The organism is Halorubellus sp. JP-L1, from assembly GCF_011440375.1.
GTDB lineage: Archaea > Halobacteriota > Halobacteria > Halobacteriales > Natrialbaceae > Halorubellus.
Map to the genome: position 1 here is coordinate 207,419 of NZ_JAAOIR010000004.1, position 24,344 is coordinate 231,762.

The window sequence follows — 24,344 nt, forward strand, 5'->3', positions numbered from 1 at the left end:
GAGCTTTGCATTCGTTGTCACAACCTTACTGGATACCGGGAGAATGGTTGAGACGGGCTTTGTTATGCATCAGTTGGATGCCGGAACCGACTCTCCGTCTCGGAGTAGCCGTCGTGTACTCGAAGACGGTCACGGTGGGAGATTCGCGACGCTATACGTCGACTGTTACCGTTTACCATTACCGCGTCCGGGGGCGGTCGGTGCCACGAGTTCGCTGCGTGGAGGGTAGCGGTGAGCGTCAGGAACTAGCGCTGATAGAACACGTCAACTGACGAAGTGGTCGCGGCCTGCCGTCCGTCGGTTGCGTCGACGATCGCGATCGGTCGGCCGCGTCATCGCGAACGCCGTCGCTCGCGGTTCGCGAGAACACGTCAGGGACGCGTCACCGCCAGTCGTCCAGGTCGACGACGACCCCTTCGTCCGCGACGACGAACGAGTCCTCCTCCATCATCGCGTCGTCGCTCGGCAAGAAGAGCAGCTGCCCGTACTGTTCGGCGAGGACGACCTCGACGTCGAACGGGCGGTAGCCCAGGTCCCGTTCGAGGTCGGGGTCGTCGTCGACGGCCTCCCACGTCCGCTCCAGGTCGGTCATCTCGACCACACCCCCGGAACCCACGAGTCGGTCATCGTCGACCGGGCCTCCGCCAGTGCGTCGAGGCAGTGCCTCGGGTCGTTCGTCCCGGTAACAGTACCTTACTTGATCGATCGGGCCACCCACAGGGGTCCGGGGCGGTACGAGATGTTTCGGCTGACACCATGGGTGAGTAGCGATGGACTAGGTGAATAGACCTTTCCACCAGTTCCCTGTCCGAAAGTACCGCTCGGTTACCATTCGGTTACGGATTGGCGTCGTCTGATGGCTAGTAGTCGACGTGTTCGCCACGAACCGTTTACCGAGCGCTGGCCGCACGCAGCGCGGTAATTCGACGTTATATCGATCCTCTCGACAGCCAGTCCGTCGGCACGCGACACCATTCGCAGGTTTCGGTCGGTCGAGATATCAGAGTGGAACGGTCGCGTGCGACGCGAGTAAAGCGAAGTTGTTCGTCGCGACGACGAGCGACACGACGGACGGCGTCCCGTAGCCGACGGCGCGCAGGGCCGCGACGCGACGCACCGTCGCACGGAACTGCGACCGAGACCGCACGATACGGACGGCACCCTCGGTGGTTGCGACCACGATCCCGACGGCGAGCGCCGAGACGAGGACGACCGTCGCGACCACGCCGATCCGTTCGAACAGCGCCCGAGCGACCGGATTCCGTTCCACGAGGACCGGCGCGAGCGAGAGTCCGACGACGGTCGACACCGCGTCGAGCGTCGACGTCGCCGCGACCGCCGCGATGCCCTGCCGGGCAGTAGGCCGAACCGCTCGATCCCCGCCGGGCTCCGTAGTATCGACGAGACTCACGTCCAGACAGTCGACACGACCCGGCTTTGTTACCGGAACAGTACTTCGGGTACGAACCGCGTACTCCCCCGTGCACGCCCTGACGGAACCGAGTCACGCCGCCACCGTGGCCGGGTGCGGTCGGTCCGGTGCGTCGCTCTCGGAACGGCACGATTAACTCGTGCCCGACCCAGGACCCGGTCGTGACCACGAGCCCGCACCCGACGACCGCGCACGCCTCCTGGGGTCGGCGATGACGGAGACGATACTCGTCGCGGGGACCGCGAGTCACGTCGGGAAGAGCACGGTCGTCGCCGGTCTCTGCCGGCGGCTCGCGAACCGCGGCGTCGACGTCGCGCCGTTCAAGGCCCAGAACATGAGCAACAACGCCCACGTCGCAGTGACGCCGGCGGGCGTCTGGGGCGAGATCGGCGTCAGCCAGCACGCGCAGGCACGTGCCGCCCGCGTCCCGCCGTCGACCGACCACAACCCGGTCCTCCTGAAGCCGCGCGGCGACGGCGAGAGCCAGGTCGTCGTCGACGGCGACCCAATCGGGCACTTCGCTGCCGGCGAGTACTACGACGAGCACTGGACGACCGCCCGGGAGGCCGCCCAGCGCGCACACGACCGCCTCGCTGACGCCCACGACGTCGTCGTCGCAGAGGGCGCGGGGAGCATCGCGGAGATCAACCTCCACGACCGCGACCTCGCGAACGTCGAGACCGCGCGCTTCGCTGACGCCTCGGTCGTCGTCGTCGGCGACGTCGAACGCGGCGGCGTGTTCGCGAGTCTCTACGGCACGCTCGAACTGATGCCCGAGGACGTCCGCGACCGCGTCGTCGGCCTCGTCGTCTCGAAGTTCCGCGGCGACCGGTCGATCCTCGACCCCGGCATCGAGGAACTGGAGGCGCGGACGGGCGTCCCCGTCCTCGGCGTCCTCCCCCACGACGACCCGGGACTCCCCGAGGAGGACAGCCTCGGCATCCCCGACGACGACGGCGACGAACCGTTCCCGGTCGACGGGGAACACGACGGCGTCCAGGCGTCCCAGACCGTGACCGTCGGCGTCGTCCGACTCCCACGGGTCTCGAACGTCACCGACTTCGAGCCGCTCGCGGCGACGCCCGGCGTCCGCGTCGCGTACCTCGATCCCGAGACCGCCGCCGACGGTGGCCTCGACGCCGTCGACGCGCTCGCCCTCCCCGGGACGAAGAACACCGTCGACGACCTCGCCGCGCTCCGCGACGCCGGATTCGAGGACGCACTCGCCGCGTTCGACGGCCCCGTCCTCGGCGTCTGCGGCGGCTACCAGATGCTCGGCGAACGCATCGCGAACGCCACCGTCGAGGGCACCGACGCGCCGAACGAACTCCCCGGGTTCGGGAGGCTCCCCGTCGAGACGCGGTTCTCCACGAGCAAGCGCGTCGACTCCGTCACGGTTCCCTTCGACGGCGGCGGCTTCCTCCACCCCGACTCCCGATCCAGGACGGACGCCCACCCTACCGCGTCCGGCTACGAGATACACATGGGTACCACGACCGTCGAAGACGACGTCCCACGACCGCTCGGGCCGGCGAGCGCCGCGACCGACTCCACGGTCGGCACCTACCTCCACGGACTCTTCGAGAACGACGCCGTCCGCGAAGCCTTCGTCACCGCAGTCTACGACCACGCCGGCCGGCCTCGACCCGAGCAGGATGACCGCCGCCACCACGACCCGTTCGACGACGCCGCCGACCTCGTCGCCCCACTCGATCCGCTCGCAGCCGACGCCGACTGGCTCCCCGATATCACCGAGTCGCCCAGGGGTCCCCGGTGAGACTGACTCGCTGCTCGTAATCGGACCGTACCGGCCTCGGCAACCAGTAACCGGCTCTTACTTCAGGTACTCGTACCCCCACTCGCGGAGGACGTCCGCGATCGCTTCGGGCTCGGCGGCCGCGACCATCGCCTCGCGAACGTCCAGCTTCTGGAGGTCCTTCTGTCGCATGTCGAGTTCGCCGGCGACTGCCTCGAGGATCTCGTCTTCCCGCGTGCTGTACTCTTCGCGGAGGAAGAACTGGTGGACGTTCTCGCGGTCCTCCTTCACGCGCGAGCGTCGGAGCACCCACGGGATGCCGTCGGCCTCGGCCTTCGACTGTTCGACGCCACTCGACGAACCCCCGGTATCGGCGCCGCTCGACGAACCCCCGGTATCGACGCCGCTCGCGGCCGCGTTTGAAGGACCCTCGTCACCGCTCGCCCCGGACAAATCCGTATAGCGCTCAGTGGTTGATGAACCCGATTCCTCGCTAGAATCCGCTTCGGACCCGTCTTCGACGCTCGACTCCGGGGGTTCGACCGTCGAATCGTCCGCGTCGCTCTCGTCCTCGTCCAGATCCGCGAACGGGTCGTCGCCACTTCCCTTCTTCATTGGAACTCGGCCTCCACGTGGCGCGCCAGGTCACGATACTGGTCGAGCGTGTCCTGCTCGCGGTCGTACCCGCGACGCCGACCCTTCTCTCCCTCCTTCCATCCCTCGTCGAGGACGCGGAACGCGGTCGCCTGGGACTCCCACATCTCCTGCATCAGACTCGACCGCTCGCCGAACACTGCCGGGACGTCGAACGGCGACGCCTCCAGCTCCGCGAGGTGCTCCTTCTGCGTGTTCGTCGCCTTGTACGCCACCGGGACGATGCCGAGCACGCCGACGTCGATCCCGACTTCGGCCTCCAGCCCCTCGGCGAGGTCCGTGAGCCCGTCGATCGAGAGTGCGCCCTTCCCGGAGAGCTCCACGGGCAGGAGGACGCTCCGCGTCGCGAAGATAGCGTTGTACAGGGCGTCGCCCTCGGTCGCCTGCGGGTCGCAGATGACGACGTCGTACTCTTCGGGCACGTCGTTCTCCTTCAGCAATCGGAGGAGCTGCTCGTTCCGCGGCCACTCGTAGTCGTCCTCGACGTGCATGTCCTCCTCGATCTCCGCGGCCTTCATCATGTTCTGCGTGAGGTTCGCGAGCATGTTGTGCGCGGGAAGGACGTCCACGCCCGCCTCGCCCGTATCGGTCCGAATGAGGTCCGTGAACTCGCCCTTTGGTCGTCCGATGAGGTGTCGGACGATGTTGTCCGCGCTCCCGTCCGAGCGGTCGTCGGCCACGTCGAACACGTAACTCAGCGATCCCTCCTGGGGGTCGAGGTCCACCACGAGCACGCGCTGCCCGCGTTCGGCGTGCGCAGCCGCCAAATTCGCCGCCGTCGTCGTCTTCCCCACCCCACCGGCCTCGCTGTACGTCGTGTACGTAATCATCTGGACTGTACGTACTGACCCATCCGTAATAAAACACAGTCCATGCACACAGACGATCCAACCAGCAACAATACCCAGTCAACACCCCCAGTGTAGTTGCCCAGACACACCACACAGCAACAACACGCAGTCAATATGGCCAGTAACACTGATCAGTGACACTGGACAGTAATACTCGGCAGTATTACTGAGCAAGAATGTTGAGCAGGCAGCCTGTGCAACCCATTTGATTGGACGAACTGGCCGGAGAGTGTACGTGGTGCGACTGGGCAGTCCGAGTGGCCACGATAGCTGCGTGGTGAAGATGTCGAGGAGAACAGTGCGGGCAGTGTTCGACAGCAGAGTGAACAATCTGAATGAAGGGTGCCGCTGGTCGGTCGGATCGAAGAGGTGTACGGACGCGCACTCCTGACAAGTGCAGCTGGTCGCTCTGTCTGGACGACATGGCTGGCCGGGGTGCCGGCCAAGTACGACTGGGGAGGGTCACGTTCCCGTGGACCCGAGTAGCGAGACCGACCGCACGCAAATGGGGCTCGGCAGCAAGCGTTCGACGTCTTATGGTCCGGCACGATGCAGGCCGGTGGGCGGGTTGGATGCTTGGAACACGAACGATCGCGACGAGTGACGGCCTGTCGGAAGATCGTTGACGCGTCCAGTGTCGAGGTCACGAGGCAAGGGGAGATACCAACGACCGTCGGTTCGAAGACACACACTCATCGACTGATGGAGTAAACGGCATTCCGATATACAATTCGTCTGGGGAGCGGGTCGCTGGGAGCGGCGAATCGATCGATCGGTCAGGAACCGTCGGCGTCGTCGAGGAGGCGGCCGTGGACGTCGATCTCGCCGTTGCGGACGCGCGTGCTCGAGATGCGGGTGCCGTCCTCGGCGACGATGAACGGCGGCGTGTGGATCTCGAGCGGTCGTTTCCCCTCGGCGGTGCGTTGCTGGTTGATCTCGTACGCGCGACGTTGGGACTTCGCTTCGGGCGAGGCGACGAGCGCGTCGACGTCGTCGCGGGTCGCGGCCGGACCTGCGGTGTCCTCGAGTCGAAGGATCTCGTAGGAGGCGGTGTAGGCGGCGGCGATCCGATCGAGTTCGGTGTCGAGTGCGTCCCGTCTGGCGTCGTAGGGACCGAGAAGTTCGACGTGCGATGGGTCGCTTCGCGTGCGTTCGGCGAGGTCGGTCGAGGTGAGGCCGACGACGACGTGGCCGTCGCCGTCGCCGACGTGGCTGGCGGTCTGGAACGCCTCGTGGAGGAGTGCGCGGTGGCCGTTGTGGATGGGCGTGAATGTGCCGCCGAGGACCGCGATGCGTTCGTCGTCGTCCATACCGGACGAACGCGGTCGACTGCCGTATGCGTAGGGGTCGCCTCGAAGGATCCAATCGTCAGTGACCGGCGTCGAGATACGTCAGTGCTTCCTCGTCGGTGACTTGCGCGAAGCGGTCGTAGAACTGGCCGACGGCCTGGAACCGTCGTGGGCGTTCGAGGCAGACGACGTCGTCGGCGTGCTCGGCGAGCGCGTCGACGGTGTCGGGCGGCCCAACCGGGATGGCGAGGACGACGCGCGTAGCGCCGCCGTTCGCGAGTTGCCGGAGGCAGGCGCGAACCGTCGACCCGGTTGCGACGCCGTCGTCGACGAGGACGACGCGCTTGCCCGCGACGTCCGGTTCAACGTCGCCGTCCCGGTAACGTGAGGCCTTCTCGCGGGCCTGTTCTGCCACGCGGTCTCGTTCGCGTTCGAAGTACGTTTCGTCCACGGTCCCGGAGCCGAGTGCGTGCTCGTTCCGCCAGACGCTCCCGTCGCTGGCGACCGCGCCGATGGCGTACTCGGGGTTGCCCGGTGCGCCGATCTTCTTCGCGACGACGACGTCGAGCGGCGCGTCGAGCGCGTCCGCGACGGCGCGACCGAGGGGGAGGCCGCCGCGGGGGATGGCGAGGACGACGTCTGCCTCGACGCCTCGGGCGAGGAGATCGGCGGCGAGTCGGTCGCCGGCGTCGGTTCGATCGCGGAATGGAGGGCCGTCCATGTGTCGTCCAATGGGATGTGACGACTTGGAACGTTCGTGCGAAAGCTCGCGTTTGAGCCGAGCACGGGAAGCATAGAAAGACGACAGAACGACTGGTCTCGACTCGCTCTGTCTCGACTCGCGCTGGGGTCGCTACGCGCCCGTGACGTTCGGGACGTCGACGCTCGCGAGTGCGGCGTCGACGACGTCTTCCTTCGTCGCACCCTGGATGTTGGCTTCGGGCGTGAGGACGATGCGGTGGCGCATGACGGGGTCGGCGACGAACTTGACGTCGTCCGGGGTGACGTAGTCGCGGCCGGCGATGACGGCGCGGGCGCGTGCGGCCTCGAAGAACCGCTGGATGCCGCGCGGGGAGACGCCGATCTCGGCGCGGTCGTCGTCGCGGGTTGCGCGCGCGACGTCGACGAGGTACTCGCGGACGTCGCCGTCGACGTGGACGCGCTCTGGGACGGCCTGGAGCGAGCGGACCTGTGCCTCGTCGACGGCGGCTTCGATCGTCGGCATCTGCGAGAAGCGGTTCGCGCGTCGGTCCACGAGTTCCAGTTCGCCGGCGCGGTCGGGGTACCCCATGGAGGTCTTGACGACGAACCGGTCGCGCTGGGCTTCCGGGAGCTCGAACGTCCCCTCCTGCTCAACGGGGTTCTGCGTCGCGATGACGAAGAACGGGTCGGGGAGCTCTCGGGTCTCGCCGTCGACGCTCACCTGCTTCTCGTCCATCGCCTCGAGGAGCGCGGCCTGGGTCTTCGGCGGGGCGCGGTTGATCTCGTCCGCGAGGACGACGTTCGCGAAGATCGGGCCTTCGTTGAACTGGAACTCCTGGGTGTGTTCGTTGTAGACGTGCGACCCCGTGATGTCGCTCGGGAGGAGGTCTGGCGTGAACTGGACGCGGTTGAAGGAGAGCCCGAGGGCGTGCGCGGCCCCCTGCGCGGTGAGGGTCTTGCCGGTCCCGGGGACGTCCTCGAGGAGGACGTGGCCGCGTGCGAGGACGCCCGTGAGGACGGTTTCGAGGAACGCGCGGTCGGTGATGACGGCCGCGGCGATGCGGTCGATGACGTCTCCGGCGTACTCGGCGGCTTCGGGGACCGACATGTCGTCCGATGGCATCGTGTCCCTATCGGTGGTAGGGTGGGTAAAGCGCTTTGGCGCCGTCGCGGGGGTGGCCGAGGATATCGCTGGAAGTCGCTCCGGGTCACTCGGAGCGCTGGCGGACCGTGAGGACGGGGACGGGGGCGGTCCGGACGGTCTTCTCGGCGACGCTCCCGAGGAGGACGCGGTCGGCGCCGCGACGGCCGGTCGTCCCCATCACGATCGCGTGCACGTCGTGGTCGTCGACGTGGGACGCGATCGCCGTCGCGGGCCGGCCGTCGGTGACGTGCGTGACGACGTCCGCGACGCCCAGGTCGGTGATGGTCGACGCGACGTCGTCGACGAGGGCTTCTGCGTGTTCGCGCGTTCGGTTCGAAGCGAGCACCGACCGCACGTCCGGACCGAGGCCTCCCGTGTCGACGACGGAGAGGACGTGCACGGTCGCGTCGACCGTGGCGGCGAGCGCAGCGGCGTGCTCGGCGGCGTGTTCTGCGCTCTCGCTCCCGTCGACGGGCACCAGTAGGTCCTCGTAGGGGAACGTGAGTTCCTCGTCGGCGCGAGCTCGCGCCGTGAGGACGGGGACCGGCGACAGTCGGACGACCTTCTCGGTGACGCTCCCGAGGAGGTACCGCTCGAGACCCGATCGGCCGTGGGTCGGCATCCCGACGAGGTCGTAGTCGTAGCGGTCGGCGTAGTCGACGATCGTCGCCGCGGGCGTCCCCTGGACGACGTCCGTCCGTGGGTCGAGGCCGAGCGACTGGAGGACGTCGACGGCGACGTCGACGGCTTCGCGGGCTTCCGCCTCGAGCGCGTCCACGACGGCGCCGTCGACGAGCGTGACGCTGTCGCGGCGAGTGTCGGCGACGGAGAGCACGGTGACGTCCGCGCCGAGCGCCGTCGCCAGTTCTCCAACGTGGTAGCAGACGGCGGTCTCGCTCGTGTCCGTCGTGACGGGGAGGAGTATCGAGTCGTACATGCCTGACAGTTCGGTGGGCCACCCAATAGGGCTTGCTCCGGTCGAGGTGGCCAGTCGTCTCCGACCCGGGCCGTCCGCCGGGGTGAGGGGGACGGGTGGACTCCCTCACTTCGGCGGCCGGAGCCGATAGTACCGCCGGTTCAGGTCGTACATGTATCCCTCCTGCATCGATCGGAGGACGGCGTAGGCGATGGTGCCGACGATGGGCGGGAGGAGGAACGTCACGTCGAAGAGGAAACTCGGATCGAGCAGGCCACTGATGAGGTTCTTGATGGAGTATACGCTCATCGTGAACGCGAACGTCACGCCGGCCATCCCGACTGCGGCCCAGAACGGCTGCTCGACGGGCCGTCGCGCACTCCCCTTGTTCAGGAATGGGACGATCGCGATGATGCCGACGACGACGATGTTCGCGACGACGCCGTACGTTCGATCGGCCAACAGTTTCGACCCGCCCAGCAGCGACAGCTCGGGGTTCAGCGGCCCGAGCTTCAGCAGGCCAAACGACCAGTAGAGGTACCAGTCCGGGAGTATGACCGCGGGCGTGTCGTTCCCGTTCGCCGGCGGCCCGATGTGCGGCGGGAGCGTCGCAGCGAGGAAGAGGATCGTCCCGGCGAAGAACGCGGCCAGCGAGAGGTTTCGGATCATCTCGTGGGGCCACGCCGGGAACGCGAGCACGTCCCGTTCGACGTAGTCGGACTCCTGACGGAGGTCCTGATCCTCGCGCCTCGAGCGCTCGAAGTACTCGTACGTCAACCGAGAGAGGCCCTGCGTCCGAGTCTTGCGCTCTCGCCACGTCGGCGTCTCGTCGTCGGGCGCGACGACGCCGGTACCGTCAGCCCGGAGATCGCCACCGTCGATACTGTCTGTGCCCGTTCCGTCGGCGGCGTGTTCGGCACTTTCGGAGCTAGCTGCGCTCTCGGTACTGTCTGCATCTGCTGTCATGTGGGGACCAACCGGTCTGGACTGCTCGCGGGATTTCAAAAGGTATGTGGCGCGATTCCCGAGACCGACCCAATCGAGGCAATATTTTATGTATCTCCGCTAACGTCTGGGGGGTGGTTCGCGAGCGGGGGCCAGGGCGAACGCGTCCGGCACCAGTCCTTTGTGGGTGCTGCGAGAATCCCTATCGATGGCAGTCGCGCTGGAGTCTCGGTGGGCGAGGCGGTACGTCGCGATAGCGGTCGCCGCGCTGGTCGCGGCGCACGCCGCGGCGCTCTTCGAGTTCCCGGACCGGACGGTCGTCGTCCTGGTCCTGTACGGGTTCGTCCTGCACGTCGTGTTTGGGAAGGCGTACTCGCTGGTCCCGACGTACTTCGACCGCGAGCTCGCGGTGCCGCGGGCGATGGTCGTCCAGTTACCCCTGACCGCGGGGGGCGTCCTGGGACTCGCGCTCGAGTCGCTTCCCGGCGTTCCGTCGATAGTCGAGCGCGCCGGTGCGGTGGCGTGGGCGCTGGGCGTCCTCGCGTTCGTCGGCGCGCTGGCGTGGACGGTCCGCGGGAATCCGACGGGCGCGGAGACGGCGACGGGCGAGGGGAAGTCCCACCTCGCAGGGCTGGACCGCGTCGCGAACGCGTTCGTCCCCGTCGTCGGCGTCTACCTCCTCGCCGGGACGTACGCGACCCTCGTCGTCGCTGGCGTCGCGCCCGCGGTCGCGGTCGACGTCCTGCCGGTCTTCGACCGGTATCCACCGCGGGCGACGCACCTGCTCGCGGCGGGGACGGCGACGCTCCTCGTGTTCGCACTCGGCGCCAGGTTGTTCCCGCGATTCCTCGTCGTCGACCCGCCGCGGCGAGCGCTCGCGCTCGCGCTCGGGACGGGCGCGCTCGCCCCGGTCGTGCTCGCCGCCGGCGTTCCGGCGGACGACCTCCTCCCGGTCGGGGCAGTCCTGCAAACCACGGCCGTCGGGACGTACGCGGTCGCGTTCGCGGCGATGTACTGGCGCTCGGAGCGATCCCGCGTCGCGTTCGACGGCGTCCTCGTTGGCGCGCTCGCGGGCGTGGCGGTCGTCGCCATCGGCGCGCACTTCGCGTTCGTCGACGTCACCGGCGGCCTCGTCCGCGCGCACCAGCGGCTCGCGCTCCTGGGGTTCCTCGGCCTGACCGTCGTCGGCGTCACCCTCCAGTTCTACCCGCCGACCGTCGGCCGCTGGCCGTACTGCTCGAACCGGACCGCGCGCGTCGCCATCGGCGCGCTCGCCGTCGGCGTCGCCCTGCAGGCGATCGGGGCGATCGAATCGACGCCAGCGCTCGCGACCGCCGGCGCCGGCCTCGGCCTCGCGGGCAGCCTCGTATACGCCTACGTGCTCGCGGGTGCATTCGCGACGCGGTAGCCCCATCCCCGCGCGCAGTCGATTCAGTCCACGGTGACGGTTTCGAATCGCGACACAGTGAGCAGTCGATTCAGTCCACGGTGACGGTTTCGAATCGCGACACAGTGAGCAGTCGGTTCAGTCCACGGTGACGGTATCGAATCGACGAATCGCGTACCGGACCGAGGCGAAGGGCGCGAGTGCGAGGACGGGGAGTGCGCCGGTGGCGAGAAGGCCGAGGGTGTTGGCGGAGACGCCGTACCCGAAGGGGAGCAGCCAGGAAAGGATGCCGGCGACGACCGCCTCGACGGCGGGCTCGTAGAGGATGGCGGCAGTGGCGGCGACGAGCAGGAGGTACAGCGAGTACGCGAGGAACCCGACGAGGCTCGGGACGACTGCCTTCGTGGAGCGCGTGACGTTCACGGCCTCGTAGCGGGGGAACGCCATGCCGATGCCGACCGCGAACAGGCTGCCGACGAGGACGGCGATGGGCGTGGCGGCGACGACGGCGACGACGCGCTCGGCCGCGAGCGGGGAGAGGACGGCGAGTGCGGCGACGAGCCCGGTCCCGAGCGGGACGGTGACGAGGACGCCGGCGACGACGTGCGCGGCGACGAACTGGCGGCCGCTGACGTGCGAGAGGACGGTCGCGGGGAGCGCCGAGCCCTGGTCGCCGAGCGGGTTGAGCGTGAAGACGACCGCGCCCGCCCAGGCGACGAACACGAGCGCGCCGACGGGGGCGAACGCGGGGACCTCGCCGGTCTGGACGATCTCGGCGAGGAACCCGACGACGAACAGGAGCGGGTACGCGACGTAGAGGAGTTTGAGCGGGGCGCGTGCGGCGCGCTTCCACGCGAGCGCTGTGATCGCGGCGGTCGGGCGGCCGACGACGCTTCCGAGGGCGTCCTCGACGCGGAGCAGGAGGCCGTCGTCGTGGCGGTCGGTGGCGGGGTCGACGTCGGCGTCGTCGTCCTCGGTGCCGGCGAGGACGGGGTCGGCGAACCAGTGGCGGTCCGCGACGTGCGTCGAGACGACGACGCTCGCGGCCCCGAGGAGGGGGACGAGCGCGAGGACGGTGGCGGCCTCGACGAGGCTCGAGTCGGCGGGCGTGCCGAGGAGGAGGACGTCCGCGAACCACGCCGGTGGACTCGCCTGCATCGGCTCGAAGATGGTGAGGACGACGTTCCCGAGTACGTCCGAGAGGACGAGCGCCATGTACGCGGCGAACGCGAGGACGACGAGCGCGCCCTTGTGGCGGGCGACGAACTCGATGCGCGTGACGACGTGCCGTACGGCGATTCCGAGCGGGTACGCGACGGCGACCGCGGACGCAGTCGCGGCGACGGCGACGAGCGGCGCGGTCGCGAGGAGCGCGACCGTTCCGGACCCGACGCTGTAGCCGGTGGCGACGGCGACGAGGAGCGGGAGGGTGTACGAGAGCGCGAGCACGAACTCGGAGAGCAACATGCCGAGGACGGCGTCGCGCGTCGGGACGACGGAGAGGAGGCCGACGTCGTTGTCGAGCGACCCGCGCGTGCCGACGGTACGCATGGCGACGATGCCGGCGAGGAATAGCCAGAGGAGCGCGATCCCGCCGCGTGCGATCGCGAGCATCGAGAAGTCTATGGGGAGCTCCGCGCCGAAGCCGAGCTCGCGCCCGAACAGGTACGCGCCGTAGCCGGCACCGCCGCCGAACGCGACGACGACGAAGCAGTACGCGAGGACCTGGGACTTGCGGTCGACGGACGTGCGGAGCACCCGTCGGAGGTCCACGCGCCCAATGGTGAGGCCGTGCCGGAGCGTCCGGCGGACGACGCCGCGTTCCCCGCCGCGACCGCCCGTCGAGCCCACGCTGGCGGGAGCGGTGCCGCCGTCGGTCGCGGTCGCCACCGCCGGTGACGCGTCGCCGGGGTCGTCGCCCCCGTCCGCACGCGTCACGCCATCACCTCGTCCTCGGCGTCGGTCAGTTCCTCGTCGTGGTCCGCGGTGAGCTGGAGGAACGCGTCCTCGAGCGTGCTGGATTCGGTGCGTTCGGCGCGCGCCTTCAGTTCGTCTGGCGACCCTTCGGCGACGAGTCCGCCGTCGTGGAGGACGCCGACGCGGTCCGCGAGTTCGTCGACGACGCTCAGGATGTGCGTCGAGAGGAAGATGGTGACGTCGCGGTCGGCGAGTTCCGCAACGAGGTCCTTGACGGTGCGTGCCGCTCGGGGGTCGAGCCCGCTCGTGGGTTCGTCGAGGAAGATGACGTCGGGGTCGTGAACGATCGCCTGAACGAGGCCGAGTTTCTGCCGCATGCCCTTCGAGTAGCCCTCGACGCGGCGGTCGGCGGCGTCGGCGAGCCCGAACCGGTCGAGGTACGACTCGATCTTCTCGTCGGCGTCGCGTCGCGGGATGTCGTGGAGGGCGGCGACGTACCGGAGGTTCTCGCGAGCGGTAAGTTCCTCGAAGACGGGCGGGCTCTCGGGGAGGTAGCCGACGTGCTCGATGACGGCCTCGCGGTCGGCGACCGAGTCACCCGCGACGAACGCTTCGCCCGAGGAGGGACGGGTGAGCGTGGTGAGCATCCGCATCGTCGTAGTCTTCCCGGAGCCGTTCGGGCCGAGGAACCCGTAGACGACGCCGCTGGGGATGGCGAGGTCGAGGTCGGTGACGGCGTCGACGTCGCCGTACGTCTTCGCCAGCGATCGCGTCTCGATGGCGAGCGGGCGGTCGCGGGAATCCTGGGGACCTGTGGACATACCGATATCTACGCGAGACGGGTCCTTAAAGAATGACGGGTGGATTGCACGTCGAGTCGCGCCCGACGAAGCGTCACCGGGGCTACCAGTGCTCGACGACGACGTCCATGCAGCCGCCGTCGGCCTTCAGTTCGGGATAGGAGTAGTGGTCGGGGACGACGTCGGTGACGTCGACCTCGGTCATGTTCGCGGGCGGGGTGCCGTCGACGCCGGTCTCGCCGACGGCGGCGTTGAGTTCGCCGAGCGAGTACGCCCACTCGAGGACGCTGTCGTCGGTCTTGTAGCAATTGAGGACGGTCTCGGCGGCGTCGGCGAGACCGGGGCCATACTCGCCGTCGACGGCGAGGGCCTCGTTGTCGGCTGCGCCGCCGACGAGCACGAGGCTCTCGACGACGTCACTGTGCCCCCACGCGCTCAGGTTCTTGGCGGCCTCGCAGACGACCTGTGCGCCGAGGGAGTGCGCGACGACGCGGACGGGGCGGCCGTCCTCTGCCTGCCAGTCGAGGAGGAAGTTCGCGAGCTTCGGGCCGTTTTCGGCGGCGATCTCCTGGGCCTCGTACCAGCCGTCGTCGACGCCTCCGCCCTTGTCCGCGTCCCACGTGTAGACGGCACCGGTCGGGTCGTACCCTTGCTCGACGAGCGCCTCCTCGGCGGTGTACGCGCCGTCGATGTCGCCGTCGTCGTCGTCCTCGGTCCGCCAACCGTGGACGAACAGCATTAGTTCGTCGCCGTCGTCGTACGTCTCCCAGTCGCCGCGGGAGTCGTAGCTGTAGGTGCCTTCGACGCGTTCGACGGCGCCGTACCAGTTGATCTCGAAGTGGTCGCGGGTGGAGACGCCGGGGTAGTCCGTTGGGGCGTCCAGTTCGTCGTTGCCGTCGCCGCCGGCACTGGCGATGCCCGTGCCCGCGACGGCCGTGGTCGTCGCTGCTGCGCCCGTGAGGAAGGTACGTCGACGCATACCATAGCAGACGGTAATCGCCGACAGATAAGTCATTCGGAACCTTTATGAACGACAATTATGTTTAATCGGGCCAAGACGCGAGCAGGCCCCGAGAGAGGGCACGCGACCCCGAAGCGGCTACAGCGCTCGTTCGACCTGGGCCTTCGTCTCCGCGATGCTCCCGGAGTTGTCGACGACGACGTGGTCGACCTCGAGGGGGTCGAACCGGTCGCGGTAGTGCTCGTAGATGGAGACGTCGGCGTCGCTGGCATCGTCCTCCCGTTCGCGAATGCGCTCGCGGACGACGTCGTCGGCGGCCTCGACCTTGAGGACGACGCAGTCGACGCCGTGCTCGCGAGCGAGGTCGTAGGCTGGTTCGCGGAACTCGCGCTCGCGGTACGTGCCGTCGAGGACGACGTGGTCGTCAGCGGCGAGGGCGGCGTCCGCGCGGTCGCGCACGGCCCGGTAGACGGCGTCGGTCTCGGCATCCGTGTACTCTGGCTCGTCGAAGAGTTCCTTGCGGACGACGTCGGTGCGGATGCGGACGGCATCGAGGCGATCGACGACGTCGCCGGCGACGGTCGTCTTGCCGGCGCCGGGGAGGCCACAGACTACGACGAGCATCCGTCGAATGTGGTGGCCGCGTGTTGTCGCCGCACGGTCCGCGGGGCGGCGCGTCGGTGCGCGTGAGGCGCCCGTTCCGAGGTCATCTGATGGCGTATCGTCCCCGCTTGGTCACCATAAAGCTGTAGAATCGCGGCGAGTGCAGGCGAACGGTGTGCACGTTCGTGGACGACCGAGCGTGGGAGTGCGTCGTCCGAGGCGAGGACGGCCGGGTTCCGGCTACGCACGGGCGATGGCGACGCCGCGAACGAGCGGCGCGGCGGGCGGGACGCCGCGATGGCGTTCGACCGTGCGGACGTCGAGGCCGTCGTGGCCGCGGTAGGTCGCTTCGAGGTCGCGGTCGAGGTGACAGCCGGCGGCGAGACGCGTCCACGCGGGGTCGACGAGCGACTGGACGCGACCGAGCGCGCCGTCGGCCGCGACGTGCTCGAGGAACCGGAACTGTCCGCCGGGGCGGAGGACGCGAGCGACCTCGTCGAGCGCGGCGTCGAGATCCGGGATGGTGCACCCGACGAGCGCGGAGACCACGGCGTCGAAGTGGTCGTCGGGATAGGGGAGCGATTCGCCACGGCCGCCGACGACGGTCGCATCGAGGCCAGCATCGCGGGCCGCATCTCGGGCGCGCGCTCGCATGTGGGAGTCCGGGTCGAGAAGGTGGACGTCGAGGTCGCCGCCCCGACGGCGGGCGGCGTCCCTCGCCGCGACGAAGTACGGAACGGTCGCGCCCGTTCCCGCACCGAGGTCGAGGACGCGGCCCTCGAGGTCGTTCGTGAGGTAGCGCCGATGCGGGGCGAAGACGGTGGCCTCGGCGAGTGCGGTCGCGGGGTCGTAGACCGCGGCGAACAGCGGGTGGTCGTGTGCTGCCACGGGACCCGTTTCGAGCGCGCGCACCTTGAGTGTCGGCGTTCGACGAACCGATGGACGGACCGGTTGCGGTCCGACACGGGCCAGTCGCAGTCCGACACGGGCCAGTCGCGATCCGTCGCCGACCGTCGCGGACTCGTCTCGCCAGTGAGAAAGAGCGTATGGAGGAGAGTCAGCAACGTGGAGAAACGGCGATGCGTGGGGACCTGCCGTCGTCCGGTGCGCGTTGGAGTGCGGTCAGATGGAGGCGGACTCGAACTGTTCGACGTACTGGTTCTCCCAGTCGCGGCGGTCCTCGAGTTCGCGGCGGCCGCGTCGGGTGAGCGTGTAGTAGTTCGTGCGGCGGTCGAGTTCGCCCTTCTCGACGAGGCCCTTGTCGACGAGGGTGTCGAGGTTCGGGTAGAGGCGGCCGTGGTGAATCTCGGATTCGTAGTACTTCTCGAGTTCTTCCTTGATTGCGAGGCCGTGCGGGTCGTCGAGGCCCGCTATCGTGTACAGCAGGTCCCGCTGGAAGCCGGTCAGGTCGTGCATGTGGTACATTCTGGACCCGTGTTGGTTTGAGTGTTTTGACCTATCGCCGCCGTTCGGAACGGTAATCAGCAATCTCCACCGGATGGCGTCGTTGTATCAAAACCCTGGCAACGGTTGAGTCGAAGGGAGTTCGACTCGCGTTCGGTGCGCGATTCGTGTTGCCTCGTCGTCAGATGCGGCGGGAGGTGTCGCGGGACGTCCCGACGCGAACAGAGTTCAATCTACTGTCACCCAAGGTCTAATGTCGAACCCCGAGATATGAGCCTGCATCTACTGACCCGCACTCGCGGGGTATCACCATGACCACGAACACCGAGCCAGGCGACGCCGGCGGGGGCGGTGGGCGACGCGTGGGGCAGGTCGTCGTGGTCGGCGTCTGCGTGCTGTCGCTGGTGCTCGCTGGCGCCATCGCGCCCTCGCTCGGGTCGCCGTTCGAGGACGGCCCCGCGGTGAACGCGTCCGACGTCGCGGGCGAGGACGTGGCACGAGCGCTCCAGAACGGATCGGGCGAAAGCGTGCCGCGGAACGCGAGCCAGGACGCGAGCGAGCGAGCGAAAAGTGCGTCGGAGTCGTCCCCGAGCGCCGTCGGGTCGCCGAACCAGAACGCCGTCGGTGGGTCCGAACCGCTCTCGAACTTCAGCGAGCAATCCGACGGCATCCAGTTCGTCGTGCAGGCGCCGGAAAATACGTACTATCGCGTGGGCGCGTACCAATCCTTCGACGGCTTCGGGTGGTCGCGGTCGGGCGACCGGACGGCGTTCTCGGGCGCCGTTCCGGGGGCGACGCCGCCCGGATCGAAGCTGACGGCGCGAGTGACGCTGAACACGTCAGCGTACGCAGTCCCGGTCCCATGGAAGCCCAGAGCGGTCGACGGCTCAGTGCCGCTGTCGGTCCGCGAGACCGGCGGGATCGTCCCGCACGAGTCGCTGCGGTCGAACGACTCGTTCACGGTGACGGCGGTGCAGCCGACGCGGGACCCGTCGGTCCTCGCGGAGAGCGGGTACGACTATCCGCGACGGATCGAGGACGCGTACCTCGACGTGGACGAGAACGTCTCCTCCCGCGTGGAGTCGCTCGCGACCCGGGTCACGGCGGACGAGGCGAATCCCTACGCGGAGGCGCGCGCCATCGAGTCTTGGCTGGAGGCGAACAAGGAGTACTCGCTGAACGCGACGACGGATCCCTCCGAGCCGGTGACGCACCAGTTCCTGTTCGAGATGGGCGCGGGGTACTGCCAGTACTTCGCGTCGAGCATGGCCGTGATGTTGCGCTCGCAGGGGATTCCGGCGCGGTACGTCGTCGGGTACGCGCCGGGGACGCCCGTCGGTGAGGAAACGTACGCGGTGACGGGGTCGAAGGCGCACGCGTGGGTGGAGGCGTACTTCGAGGGCGTTGGCTGGGTGCGGTTCGACCCGACGCCGGCGTCGAGCCGCGAGGACGCCGACCGCCGGGTCGCGAACGAGACGCAGGTCCAGCAGTCGTTCCAGTCGTCGAACCTCAGCGAGTCGGTGAACGGGAGCGACTTCGAGCCGACGGGGAGCGTCCCGGGTGAGGACGCGACCGGGGCAACCGGAGAGAACGCCACCGAGACCGGCGGCGACGGTGACGGCGGCGGTGGAGACGAAAGCGGTGGCAGTGAGGATGGTGACGGTAGCGGTGGAGACGGTGACGGTGGGGACGATAGCGGCGAGGACGACGACGGCGGGGACGAGAGTGGGGACGATAGCGACGAGGACGACGACGGTGGGTCCGGGGACGACCCGGCGGAGTCGCCGGAGGCGTCGTCGGTGAACGTCTCGCTGAATCGGACGGCCGCACCGGGCGTGGACGTGACGGTGACGGTGACGCGAGGCGGTGAGCCCGTGTCGTTCGCGACGGTGTACTTCGACGACGAGTACGTCGGGCGGACGAACCACGACGGGGAGGTGGTGGGGACGATACCGTACACGCGGAACCTGACGGTCCGCGTCGAGGACGTGAACGAATCGACGCGTGCGTCGGTCGCGGTGTCGGCCCCGCCGGGACGTAAATCGAGTGCTCGCGCGGGCGGGCAGGCGCTGTCGGACGTCCGCTTCGCCGCCGATCCGGTCCCGAGTACGGCGTTCGGCCCGCCGGACAACGAGACGAACGAGACGACGAAGCGCTTCGAGGTCGCCGCGGAGATGACGTTCGCGCTCGCCGACGAGGCGGTCCCGGGCGAGTCCGCGTGGCTCCAGGTCAGTATCGAGGGCCGGCCAGTGGCCGACGCGCGAGTGGCGGTCGACGGCGAGTCGATGGGGACGACGAACGCGACGGGATGGGTTCGCGTGACGTTCCCGGCGAACGCGACGCGAGCGAACGTCTCCGCGAAGCGTGGCGAGGTGCGCGACGAGACGACCGTCGATCTGCTGACGGAGGCGACGGTGCGGGCGTCCGGGAGCGCGGTCCCGGGCGCGGACCTGCGGGTGACGGCGACGTTCGACGACGACGCGCTTTCGGACGCGGTCGTGTCCGTGAACGGCGACCGGGTGACGCGCACGGACGAAGCGGGGATGGCGACCGTGACGGTGCCGACGGACGCGAGCGACGACGTGACCGTAGCCGTCGAGCGGGGCGTCGTCTCGGGGTCAACGACGAAGTCGCTGGTGACGGACGCGACGATCGAGTTCGACGACCCGCCGTCGCCGGGGGCGTCGGTCGAGGTGCTCGTGACGGCGGCGAACGAGTCCGTCGAGGGCGCGACCGTGCGCGTCGCGGGCGAGCGAGCGGGCGAGACGGACCGGTCGGGGCTCGCGAAGGCGTCGATCCCGGGGGACGCGACGGGGACGCTGAACGTCTCGGCGACGCTCGGCGCGCTGTCGGCGACGCGCGAGGTCGACCTCTACGAGCCGAACGTGACGGTGACGCCAGCGTACCTCGTCGCGCTCCCGGGGGCGCCGGCGACGGTGAACGTCTCCGACGCCGGCCGGCCGGTCGCGGGCGCGAGCGTCGCGGTGGGCGAATCCCGGAACTGGACGGACGCGAACGGGACGGTCGAGGTCGGGGTGCCGATGCGGAACGCGGTGACGGTCGAGGCGTCGACGCTCGGTGCGACGGCGTCGACGCGACTGGACTGGTTGTTCGCGAACCTCCTGGCGGTGGTCCTCGTCGGGGCGGCGGTGGTCGTGGTCGGCCTCGGGTCGGTGTTCAGTGGGGGTCGACTGGGTCGAGTCGCACGGGGCGCGCGACGGCTGCTGCGTCGCGTCGGGCACGCGGCGATGAACGCGCTGTTCGTGCTCGCCGGGCGCGTCGACGACTTCGTGTCGTGGCTCCCGACGGTCCCGGGACTGCTCCGGGAGTTCCTCGAAGAACTGATCGGGACGCCGGTGCGGACGGCGCGCGCCCTCGCCGCGCGACTCCGGGCGTGGCTGTACGCGGTCGCGACGGGACTCGTCGCGTGGCTCGCCGGCCTCCCGGCGTGGGTCCGTGGGCTCTTCGCGGACGACGCCGTCGAGGACGAGGATGGGGGAGACGCGGCTCCGGGTTCGACGGCGGCGAGGGGGGGTCCAGAGGAGGAGTCGGCGCTGCTGTCGCTGACGGAGGCGTGGCGCGTGCTCGTCTCGATCGTCTCTCCGTCGCGAGTGTCGAAGCGCACGCCCGCGGAGATCGGCCGGATGGCCGTGCAGATGGGGCTCCCGGACGGGCCGGTGGAGACGCTGACGGCGACGTACCAGCGGGCGGTGTACGGCGCGAGCAAACCGGGCGACGACGAGGTGGCGGCGGCGAGCGACGCCGCGCGGTCGCTCGAGTCGACGGCGGGCGAGGGCGGTGCGGCGGCCGCCTCGAAGGACGATGCGACGGCGGCTTCGAGGGACGACGCGGCGGCCGCGGGGGGTGATGGCGCGTGACGCTCCGCTGGCCGACGGTCCGCGAGGTCGTCGGTGGCGCCGGTGCGTTCGCGCTCGCGCTCGGCGTGCTCGCGTCGTTCGCGCCGGACGTCCTCCCGGTGGCCGTGACGGACGCGGCCGCGACACTGGAGCGAGTGGTCGAGCCGTGGGTGGTCGTCCTCGCACTCTCCGTGACGGTGTTCCTGTACGCGCTCTACCGGTTCTGGCGCGTCGACGTCGAGTCCGTGGAGCGCCTCGTCGACGCCGATGACGGCGCGGCGTCGCCCCCGGACGTCGTGGACGGCGTGGACGTCGACGTCGACGCGGACCGCCCCGGGCGCGGGTTCGACTACGCGCTGGCGCGGACGGTCGCGCAGCTCGAGGCGGACCCGAACGCGGACGCGTGGAAGGCCGACCGGGTCCGAGAGGACCTGGAGTCGGCCGTGGTCGCGGTGCTGACCGGCGACGGCCTGACCGAGGATGCGGTCTCGGAGGCGGTCGAGGCGGGGACGTGGACCGACGACCGCGTCGCCGCGGCCTTCCTCGGCGGCCGGGACGCCCCCGGCGTCTCGCTGTGGCGTCGCGTGTACGCGTGGCTCTACCCGGCGCGAGCGTTCCGTCGGCGCGTCGAGCGCGTCGTCGACGAGATCGAGCGACAGGCCGACGCGGACCTGGTGGCAGTCGAACGGGAGTCGATGGAGAACGCGCGCCCGGTCGACGACGAGGCGAACGAGGCGCCGGTGGAGTCGCCGGGGGTGGGGTCGTGAGCGAGCCCCGGCACGAGCCGCGGTGGCGGACGGTGGTCGCCCCGGCGGCGTTGCTCGTGGCGGTCGCGCTCTGGACGGGGAGTCGCGTGCTGTTCGTCGCCGCGGCGCTACCGCTCGGGTACCTCGCGTACGGCGCGCTGTCGTCGGTGCCGGACGTCTCGTCCGCGGTCGCCATCGAGCGGACGCTGTCGACGGACGCGCCGTTCCCGGGCGAGCACGTCCACGTCTCGCTGCGGGTGACGAACGAGAGCGCGACGGCGATCCCGGACCTCCGCGTGGTCGACGACGTCCCCGACGGCGTCGAACCAGTGAACGGCCGCCCGGAGGCCGTGGTCGGGCTGCGGCCCGGGGAGTCCCACGAGGTGACGTACGATCTGCTCGCGCAACGCGGCGCGCACGAGTTCGGCGACGTCTCGCTGCGAGCGCGGAGCCTGAGCGCGGCTGCGGTGTCGAGCGCGGACGTGACACCCGCCGGGGCGTCGGGGCTGTTCTGTCGCGTGCACGTCGAGGACGCGCCGGTGCGCGACCAGACGATGCAGTTCGTCGGCTCGATCCCGACCCGGACCGGCGGGTCCGGGATCGAGTTCCACTCGACGCGGAACTATCGACGCGGCGACCCGATGAACCGCATCGACTGGCGACGGCTCGCGAAGGCCGGCGAGTTGACGACGATCGACTACCGCGTGCAGGAGGCCGCTCGCGTGATGGTGGTCGTCGACGCGCGCGAGTCGGTGTCGGCGTCGGCCGGTCCCGGCTATCCGCGTTCGGAGGAGCTGGCGTCGTACGCTGCGGAGCTCCTCACGGGGACGTTGCTCGACGAGGGCCACGAGGTCGGGATCGCGGTGTTCGGCATGGACCTCCCGGGGACGCGGGGGACGCGGTCGCCGTCGGTCCTGGAGCCGTCGGGCGGGGAGACGTTCGCGGCGCACGTCTCGGCAGTCTGCTCGGCGGTCGCGGAGGCCGACCCGAGCGTAGCGGACCTCGGCGGGAGAGGCGCGAACGCGTCGGGTGGCGAGGGAACGAGGGCGGCGGCGACGACGAAAACCGACGGCGGACTCGCTGACGCGGCCGTGGAGACGGCGCGGCTGCGCGCGTTCCTGGATCGTCACACGCAGGTCCTGTTCGTGACGCCCGCACTCGACGAGTTCCCGGTGACGGTCACGGAGACGCTGGAGGGTCACGGACACGCGGTGACGGTCGTTTCGCCGGACGTGACAGACGGGGAGTCCCTCGGTGGACGACTCGCCCGCGTGGAGCGCTCGGAGCGCGTCCGTTCGCTCAGGGGACTGGAGGCGACGGTGGTGGACTGGGCGCTCGACGACCCGCTGCCGCTCGCGCTCGCACCGGCGTTCAGGGAGGTGCGCTAGATGGCGGACGGAGTCGGAGACCGTCCGTCGGCGAGAGGTCGCGACCGAACCCTGGTCACGGAGGCAGTGGCGACGACGCCGGTCAGCGGGAGCGTGGTCGTCGGCGCGACCGCGCTGACCGTGCTCGCCGTCGGGGTCGTGCTCGGCGTGCTGGAGGTGGCGGCGCTCGGCCTGGTCGCGGGTGGCGTACTCGCGGTCGCGGCGACGCTCTGCAACCGCGAGGGACCGCTGGCGACGGCCGCGGGGAGCGTCGCGGTCGCGGTCGGCGTGCTCGCGACGGCGGTCGCGCTGTCGCGGCCGCTGACCGATCCGACGATCCCCCTGGAGCTCGGGCCGGCGATCTTCGCGGTCGGCGCGCTCGTCGCCGGACTGGGTGCGGTGGCGACGGTGCCGGGGTCGCTCGGGGACGGACAGTGGCGGCGGACGGTGATGCACGCTGGCGCGTCGACGGTGCTCCCCGGCCTCGTCGTCGCGTGGGCGGTCCTGGGTGCCGTCAGGGAGAGCGGGGAGGTGGTCGACGCGGCCGCGTCGGCTGCCAGGGAGGGCGTCGACGCGCTCGTGTTCCCGCAGGGCCCGAACGCGAACGTCGGCGGGTTCGTCGTCCTCGCCGCGCTGGCGGCGCTCGCGCTCGCGTTCGCGCTCCGGACGCTCCCAGTGGCGAACCTCGTGGCGAAGACCCGGCGAACCGCGGTCTCGAAGCAGGTCGACGTGGCGCGACGCTGGCTGTTCCGCGCCGGAGTCGCCGGCGTCGGCCTCGGCGTCCTCCTGACCGCGGTGCCGACGATGGCACTCCACGACGCCCTCCGCGACGCGGGCGTCGAGACGATGCTCGGCATCGCCGTGGACGCGGGCTGGCTGCGAGCGCTGCTGCTCATGGTCGCGGTCGTCGCCGCGAGTGCGACGGTCGCGACGGTCGCGGTCCGCCGGGTCGCGCAGCTCGACGGCCGCCGGGTCGTCCGCGTGCTCGCGACCACCGTCCCCGGTGGTCTCCTGCTCCTCGCGGGCGGCGCCGTCAGGCCCGAGTTCGTCCTGTCGCGGTTGCGGATCGGGCCGGTGTCGAACGTCGTCGACGCCGGCGTGGACGCGCTCGGTGCGGCGCCGCTCGCGCTCGCCGTCCTCGCGTCGCTCGTCCTCGCCGTCACGGTCGCCCTGTCCGCGCTGACGACCGCGGCGGCGATGGGGTTCGTCCCGAACCGGACGGCCGCGCCGAGCGTCGCCGCCGGGGGCGTGCTGCTCGTCGCCGTCGCCGCCGGCTTCTGGACGGGCGAGCACGCGCTCGCGACGTTCGCCGCGGTGGTCGCGTCGATGGTCGTCTGGGACGTCGGGAACTACGGCGTCGACGTGACCGCGGAACTCGACGGCACGACGTCGCGCGTCGTCGAGGTCCTGCACGCCGCGGGGAGCGCCACGGTCGGCGTCGCGCTCGTCGGCGTCGGCCTCGGTGCGCTGTGGGCGTCTGACACGCTCGCCGCCGGTGGCGGCATCGACGGCCCGGGATTGCTGGGGCTCGTCCTCCTCGTCGTCGCGGCCGTCGCCCTCATGAGCACGCTCCGCGGGTGAGAGTCACGGCGACACCGGGAGGGACGGCGTCC

21 protein-coding genes are annotated in these 24,344 nt (G+C 69.9%); 6 read left to right on the top strand and 15 right to left on the bottom strand.

Annotation, left to right across the window (positions count from 1 at the left end):
- Positions 1 to 382 precede the first annotated feature (382 nt).
- Together G9C85_RS16390 and G9C85_RS16395 are read right to left on the bottom strand one after the other, a co-directional pair.
- Entirely contained in the window at positions 383 to 592 is a 210-nt protein-coding gene (locus tag G9C85_RS16390) for a hypothetical protein (protein WP_166041980.1), read from the bottom strand.
- 408 nt (positions 593 to 1,000) lie between these two features.
- Entirely contained in the window at positions 1,001 to 1,411 is a 411-nt protein-coding gene (locus tag G9C85_RS16395; protein ID WP_166041982.1) for a DUF5658 family protein, read from the bottom strand.
- A 232-nt stretch (positions 1,412 to 1,643) separates the two neighbouring features.
- Between G9C85_RS16395 and G9C85_RS16400 the strand changes: the two genes are divergently transcribed.
- Complete coding sequence (locus G9C85_RS16400) at positions 1,644 to 3,209, top strand: cobyric acid synthase (RefSeq protein WP_166042194.1); 1,566 nt, start codon at positions 1,644 to 1,646, stop codon at positions 3,207 to 3,209.
- 57 nt (positions 3,210 to 3,266) lie between these two features.
- Here the strand turns inward: G9C85_RS16400 and G9C85_RS16405 are convergent, their stop codons facing one another.
- The 7 genes from G9C85_RS16405 to G9C85_RS16435 all read right to left on the bottom strand — a co-directional run bounded on the left by G9C85_RS16405 (position 3,267) and on the right by G9C85_RS16435 (position 9,710).
- Positions 3,267 to 3,803 carry a hypothetical protein gene (locus tag G9C85_RS16405; protein WP_166041984.1) on the bottom strand — a complete coding sequence of 179 codons (537 nt, stop codon included), beginning with the start codon at positions 3,801 to 3,803 and terminating at the stop codon, positions 3,267 to 3,269.
- Complete coding sequence (locus G9C85_RS16410) at positions 3,800 to 4,672, bottom strand: ParA family protein (RefSeq protein WP_166041986.1); 873 nt, start codon at positions 4,670 to 4,672, stop codon at positions 3,800 to 3,802. The genes G9C85_RS16405 and G9C85_RS16410 overlap by 4 nt, the downstream gene beginning before the upstream one ends.
- Positions 4,673 to 5,469: 797 nt before the next feature.
- Complete coding sequence (locus G9C85_RS16415) at positions 5,470 to 6,003, bottom strand: phosphopantetheine adenylyltransferase (RefSeq protein WP_166041988.1); 534 nt, start codon at positions 6,001 to 6,003, stop codon at positions 5,470 to 5,472.
- Positions 6,004 to 6,061: 58 nt separating this feature from the next.
- Positions 6,062 to 6,703, bottom strand: coding sequence for a phosphoribosyltransferase (locus tag G9C85_RS16420; RefSeq protein ID WP_166041990.1), 642 nt, complete (start codon positions 6,701 to 6,703; stop codon positions 6,062 to 6,064).
- A 132-nt stretch (positions 6,704 to 6,835) separates the two neighbouring features.
- Complete coding sequence (locus tag G9C85_RS16425) at positions 6,836 to 7,807, bottom strand: AAA family ATPase (protein WP_369680835.1); 972 nt, start codon at positions 7,805 to 7,807, stop codon at positions 6,836 to 6,838.
- Between the two features lie 85 nt (positions 7,808 to 7,892).
- On the bottom strand, positions 7,893 to 8,765 hold the full coding sequence (locus tag G9C85_RS16430; RefSeq protein ID WP_166041992.1) for a universal stress protein: 873 nt from the start codon (positions 8,763 to 8,765) through the stop codon (positions 7,893 to 7,895).
- A gap of 105 nt (positions 8,766 to 8,870) precedes the next feature.
- A complete protein-coding gene (locus G9C85_RS16435) occupies positions 8,871 to 9,710 on the bottom strand; it encodes a cytochrome bc complex cytochrome b subunit (protein ID WP_166041994.1) in 840 nt (279 codons plus the stop codon).
- Positions 9,711 to 9,897: 187 nt separating this feature from the next.
- Between G9C85_RS16435 and G9C85_RS16440 the strand changes: the two genes are divergently transcribed.
- Positions 9,898 to 11,097: a hypothetical protein gene (locus tag G9C85_RS16440; protein ID WP_166041996.1), complete on the top strand. Its 1,200-nt coding sequence runs from the start codon at positions 9,898 to 9,900 to the stop codon at positions 11,095 to 11,097.
- Between the two features lie 117 nt (positions 11,098 to 11,214).
- Here the strand turns inward: G9C85_RS16440 and G9C85_RS16445 are convergent, their stop codons facing one another.
- The 6 genes from G9C85_RS16445 to G9C85_RS16470 form a co-directional block, all read right to left on the bottom strand.
- Positions 11,215 to 13,014, bottom strand: a complete 1,800-nt coding sequence (locus G9C85_RS16445; protein WP_166041998.1) for a hypothetical protein — start codon at positions 13,012 to 13,014, stop codon at positions 11,215 to 11,217.
- Positions 13,011 to 13,814: an ABC transporter ATP-binding protein gene (locus tag G9C85_RS16450; protein ID WP_166041999.1), complete on the bottom strand. Its 804-nt coding sequence runs from the start codon at positions 13,812 to 13,814 to the stop codon at positions 13,011 to 13,013. The genes G9C85_RS16445 and G9C85_RS16450 overlap by 4 nt, the downstream gene beginning before the upstream one ends.
- Positions 13,815 to 13,896: 82 nt before the next feature.
- The gene (locus tag G9C85_RS16455; RefSeq protein WP_166042001.1) at positions 13,897 to 14,772 is read right to left on the bottom strand and encodes a DUF726 domain-containing protein; all 876 of its coding nucleotides are present in this window, start codon (positions 14,770 to 14,772) and stop codon (positions 13,897 to 13,899) included.
- A gap of 120 nt (positions 14,773 to 14,892) precedes the next feature.
- Positions 14,893 to 15,378, bottom strand: a complete 486-nt coding sequence (locus G9C85_RS16460; RefSeq protein ID WP_166042003.1) for an AAA family ATPase — start codon at positions 15,376 to 15,378, stop codon at positions 14,893 to 14,895.
- A 219-nt stretch (positions 15,379 to 15,597) separates the two neighbouring features.
- Positions 15,598 to 16,245 (bottom strand): class I SAM-dependent methyltransferase, encoded by a 648-nt coding sequence (locus G9C85_RS16465; RefSeq protein ID WP_369680836.1) that lies wholly within the window; start codon positions 16,243 to 16,245, stop codon positions 15,598 to 15,600.
- A gap of 234 nt (positions 16,246 to 16,479) precedes the next feature.
- Positions 16,480 to 16,773: a PadR family transcriptional regulator gene (locus G9C85_RS16470; protein ID WP_166042006.1), complete on the bottom strand. Its 294-nt coding sequence runs from the start codon at positions 16,771 to 16,773 to the stop codon at positions 16,480 to 16,482.
- A gap of 299 nt (positions 16,774 to 17,072) precedes the next feature.
- Between G9C85_RS16470 and G9C85_RS16475 the strand changes: the two genes are divergently transcribed.
- From G9C85_RS16475 to G9C85_RS16490, 4 genes are read left to right on the top strand one after another with little or no spacing between them, the layout of a single operon-like run.
- Positions 17,073 to 20,639: a transglutaminase domain-containing protein gene (locus G9C85_RS16475; RefSeq protein WP_166042008.1), complete on the top strand. Its 3,567-nt coding sequence runs from the start codon at positions 17,073 to 17,075 to the stop codon at positions 20,637 to 20,639.
- Positions 20,636 to 21,385 carry a hypothetical protein gene (locus G9C85_RS16480; RefSeq protein WP_166042010.1) on the top strand — a complete coding sequence of 250 codons (750 nt, stop codon included), beginning with the start codon at positions 20,636 to 20,638 and terminating at the stop codon, positions 21,383 to 21,385. Before G9C85_RS16475 ends, G9C85_RS16480 begins: the two co-directional genes overlap by 4 nt.
- Positions 21,382 to 22,752 (top strand): DUF58 domain-containing protein, encoded by a 1,371-nt coding sequence (locus G9C85_RS19310; RefSeq protein ID WP_166042012.1) that lies wholly within the window; start codon positions 21,382 to 21,384, stop codon positions 22,750 to 22,752. Before G9C85_RS16480 ends, G9C85_RS19310 begins: the two co-directional genes overlap by 4 nt.
- Entirely contained in the window at positions 22,753 to 24,312 is a 1,560-nt protein-coding gene (locus G9C85_RS16490; RefSeq protein WP_166042013.1) for a hypothetical protein, read from the top strand. It abuts the gene before it with no gap.
- Positions 24,313 to 24,344 lie beyond the last annotated feature (32 nt).

Excerpts from the sequence above, each read along its gene's own strand:
- G9C85_RS16390 (WP_166041980.1), bottom strand. The coding sequence starts at position 592 with ATGACCGACCTGGAGCGGACGTGGGAGGCCGTCGACGACGACCCCGAC.
- G9C85_RS16400 (WP_166042194.1), top strand. The coding sequence starts at position 1,644 with ATGACGGAGACGATACTCGTCGCGGGGACCGCGAGTCACGTCGGGAAG.
- G9C85_RS16405 (WP_166041984.1), bottom strand. The coding sequence starts at position 3,803 with ATGAAGAAGGGAAGTGGCGACGACCCGTTCGCGGATCTGGACGAGGAC.
- G9C85_RS16410 (WP_166041986.1), bottom strand. The coding sequence starts at position 4,672 with ATGATTACGTACACGACGTACAGCGAGGCCGGTGGGGTGGGGAAGACG.
- G9C85_RS16415 (WP_166041988.1), bottom strand. The coding sequence starts at position 6,003 with ATGGACGACGACGAACGCATCGCGGTCCTCGGCGGCACATTCACGCCC.
- G9C85_RS16420 (WP_166041990.1), bottom strand. The coding sequence starts at position 6,703 with ATGGACGGCCCTCCATTCCGCGATCGAACCGACGCCGGCGACCGACTC.
- G9C85_RS16425 (WP_369680835.1), bottom strand. The coding sequence starts at position 7,807 with ATGCCATCGGACGACATGTCGGTCCCCGAAGCCGCCGAGTACGCCGGA.
- G9C85_RS16430 (WP_166041992.1), bottom strand. The coding sequence starts at position 8,765 with ATGTACGACTCGATACTCCTCCCCGTCACGACGGACACGAGCGAGACC.
- G9C85_RS16435 (WP_166041994.1), bottom strand. The coding sequence starts at position 9,710 with ATGACAGCAGATGCAGACAGTACCGAGAGCGCAGCTAGCTCCGAAAGT.
- G9C85_RS16440 (WP_166041996.1), top strand. The coding sequence starts at position 9,898 with ATGGCAGTCGCGCTGGAGTCTCGGTGGGCGAGGCGGTACGTCGCGATA.
- G9C85_RS16450 (WP_166041999.1), bottom strand. The coding sequence starts at position 13,814 with ATGTCCACAGGTCCCCAGGATTCCCGCGACCGCCCGCTCGCCATCGAG.
- G9C85_RS16455 (WP_166042001.1), bottom strand. The coding sequence starts at position 14,772 with ATGCGTCGACGTACCTTCCTCACGGGCGCAGCAGCGACGACCACGGCC.
- G9C85_RS16460 (WP_166042003.1), bottom strand. The coding sequence starts at position 15,378 with ATGCTCGTCGTAGTCTGTGGCCTCCCCGGCGCCGGCAAGACGACCGTC.
- G9C85_RS16470 (WP_166042006.1), bottom strand. The coding sequence starts at position 16,773 with ATGCACGACCTGACCGGCTTCCAGCGGGACCTGCTGTACACGATAGCG.
- G9C85_RS16475 (WP_166042008.1), top strand. The coding sequence starts at position 17,073 with ATGACCACGAACACCGAGCCAGGCGACGCCGGCGGGGGCGGTGGGCGA.
- G9C85_RS16490 (WP_166042013.1), top strand. The coding sequence starts at position 22,753 with ATGGCGGACGGAGTCGGAGACCGTCCGTCGGCGAGAGGTCGCGACCGA.